Annotated in this window: 3 protein-coding genes; 1 reads left to right on the top strand and 2 read right to left on the bottom strand. The window is 55.0% G+C overall.

The window, feature by feature from the left end:
• The first annotated feature begins 58 nt into the window (after positions 1-58).
• Positions 59-328, top strand: a complete 270-nt coding sequence (locus tag ACXRVY_RS21810) for a hypothetical protein (RefSeq protein ID WP_007997797.1) — start codon at positions 59-61, stop codon at positions 326-328.
• Between the two features lie 216 nt (positions 329-544).
• On the opposite strand, the gene tam is transcribed toward ACXRVY_RS21810, so the two are convergent.
• Positions 545-1,315 (bottom strand): trans-aconitate 2-methyltransferase, encoded by a 771-nt coding sequence (gene tam / locus ACXRVY_RS21805; protein ID WP_223462974.1) that lies wholly within the window; start codon positions 1,313-1,315, stop codon positions 545-547.
• 261 nt (positions 1,316-1,576) lie between these two features.
• On the bottom strand, positions 1,577-2,662 hold the full coding sequence (locus ACXRVY_RS21800) for a type I restriction endonuclease (protein ID WP_458238217.1): 1,086 nt from the start codon (positions 2,660-2,662) through the stop codon (positions 1,577-1,579).
• Positions 2,663-3,119: the final 457 nt, after the last annotated feature.

Here is a 3,119-nt window from a genome sequence, read left to right as displayed (position 1 = left end):
CCCTATTGTTTGGCGACAATTGAGTGGTAGGTCTTCCACCTACAATTGGTACTCACTCATGAAAGAATTCATGGCTTTAACCAGCAACGCCGACGACCTCCCCTCCCTCTACGTCAACACCACCCAACCCCTACACTCCCTGCTCAGCACCGCCAGCTACAGAATTCGAGCCGTGACGCAGCTGCTTGAAAATCTCGCAATGCGCGGCGACCTTACCTCTGACTCAGTTGTACTCAGTGACTTCGCATTGCTGTGCTGCGTGCCGTTGCGTGATGGTTGCGATGTGCTGGATGTGATCGCTCGACGAATGGACGCAGAGCCGTCCTGAGCGATCGCGGCCAGTTAAGAGATAGCACGGACGAACAGTCATTGTGGCGAGGGAGCTTGTCGGATCGCCGCACCGTCCCGCTGGGGCGGTCCGCATTCGGGCGAAGCGACCCCGAATAGGGACCGCTACGCAGTCCAGCGGGAGCAAGCTCCCTCGCCACGGGTTGCCATCCTTCGCCCCGAGATCAAGACGCTCTTCAACTGTCCCCTTTTCGCATCAGCGGGTCGCGACGATAAACAGTCGCGGGAATGGCAACAGCACCGAACCATCGGCCATGGCCGGATACGCCCGCTCGATAGCAGTCTGATATTGCTTCAGATACTGCGCCCGTTCCGCCTCGTCCAGCGGATCGAGAAACGGCCGTAAGCCACTGCCCTTGAACCACTCCACCACCCCAGACGCACCGCCCGCGAGCGGATGATGGTATGTGGTGCGCCACACATCGACGCGGGTGCAGCAGGCTTTGAGTATCGAGTAGTAGCCACTGGCATCGGCCATCTCGGTCCGCTGCCCGGCGGCGCCTGCCAGTTTGCCGACCCAAGGGCCATCAGCGGCGACTTCACGCATCAAGCGGTGCGAGTGTTCATTCAGGTTGTCAGGCATCTGGACGGCCAGGCTGCCACCCGGCGCCAGTTTGCTCACCAGCGACGGCAACAACGTGGCGTGATCAGGCACCCACTGCAATACCGCGTTGGCGAAAATCACATCGAACGGGCCCCCGTCGTTCCAGGTGTCGATGTTCGCGACATCAAACTGCACCTGCGGCAGACGCTTGCGCGCGGCCTCGATCATGTCGATCGAACTGTCCAGGCCTCGGACCGTGGCGTTGGCAAAACGCTCCACCAGCAACTCGGTGGAGTTACCGGGCCCACAACCGATATCGATGGCCGAGCGCACGTCCCCGGCGGGGATGGCCGCCAACAGGTCGCGGGCGGGACGGGTGCGTTCATCTTCAAAAGCGACGTACTGTTTGGCGGACCAACTCATTGCGTTCTCCTGTCGGTACGTTGTCGTGATCTGGGCAGACCACCAGTTCACTACGATACATCGGCCAATAGGCTCTGCTCTATTCCACCTTTGTTGCGAAAACTTCTGTGGGAGCGAGCTTGCTCGCGATGGCGATTGCACAGTCAACATCGTCGTCGACTGACATGGCGCTATCGCGAGCAAGCTCGCTCCCACAGTTTTTCAACTTAACTGATCGGCCTAGGCTCTATTGACCAGTTTTTTCGTCGCTAGACAGCAATCTTAATCATAGTACCCGACAGTCTTCTTCAAATGATCCGAGTACTCGTAAATGTCATCAACGGAGTTGATTGCATGCCGGGTTTCATTCTTCTCTTCGTCAAATATGCCAATGTATTTCTGCGATCGGTTGAAGTGCAGTCGGCAGATCGGTTTGCGGTTGTTGTCATCGAGCAGGATGCCAAAGTAACTCTGTGTGTCGCGCTGAACAATCCGCTTGGCGTCAACAACCGACCGGACCACGGCACGGACGATGTGATATCCCTCCAGCTCTTCCAATGTCGTCAGTACCTTGTCCTCTGACTCGTCTCGAACATCTGATTGCTCAGTGCCACCGGTAGCGACCGGTACAGAGGCGAGCGCAGGCTGGATGACGCCACTCATAGCCGACTTGAGCCGGTCATTGATTTGGTCGTTGAGAAACTGCACCACGGCCTTTCTCGTCAGTTCCTGGAACTGCTCGCGGACCTTCTGAGTAATCACCCCGTCGTAAACACGTGAAGCGAAGACCTTCACAAAATCGTCGTCCGGCTTGCTGACCTGAGATGCAATCACCTTCTTGATTTGGCTGACGTACTTCAACTCACCTGCGGCGCTGATGATCGACTCCACATCGAATGCAGACTTGGTGAGTTTCACCAGTTCAGGAACGGAATACTCGTCTATATCCAGCAGATCGAGTTCAAGAAACGGCTTCTCGTCCATTTTGTTAGGCGCGTCCAGATCAGTGAAAAACTTATAGACCTGGCCATTGGTGAGAATGGAGATTCGAGCGCTGGTGACATGGAAATAACGAAACAGTTGGGAGGCATGATTGATGTGCAGTGGCTCGCCTATTTTCTTGCACTCGATGAGGATCTGTACCTCGCCAGCCTTCATGRTTGCGTAGTCAATTTTCTCCCCTTTCTTCGTTCCAATATCGCAAACGAATTCAGGTGTCACTTCCGTCGGATCGAAAACATCGTAGCCCAGTACCGTGCTGATAAAGGGCATGACAAAAGCATTCTTGGTCGCTTCTTCCGTTTGAATGGCAGCGCTCTGCAAACGAACTTTGGCAGCGAGACTTGCTAACTTTTCGAAGAATTCCATGAGTAGCCTCTTTTCCGGTTTCGATCCGTGTGAATACATGCTGGCAAATTGACTGCCATTGATACTAGACACAAACCGGCACAAAGGAAGAATCCCACCAAGAATTAAGATCTTGCCCACCGCCATGCTTCATTGGGTCGCAACCCCAGCCGAATTTTCATCTAGCCACCTATGCCTGAACTTCAGGTTCATCCCCTACAAGGAGCACGGTCATGAAACTCGCAAAAAACGCGCAGACACTCGCCCTCTGGGCCTGTAGCCCCGGACGTTCCTGGAGACGCTGCGCAGGCATTACCGTGCCATGGACGAGAACGAAGTACTTGACCTCAATGGCCTGAATCCACTGCATAACCTCAATCCGCATCTGAATCAGTGCTGAAAAGAAAAACGGCGCGTGACCGAAGTCCCGCGCCGTTTTTGTTCAATCCTTATGCTCAACTTTTAGCCTGCAACGCCT

The sequence above is a fragment of the Pseudomonas sp. P5_A2_2 genome, assembly GCF_054177685.1.
This window is presented reverse-complemented; position numbering and strand designations above follow the sequence as displayed.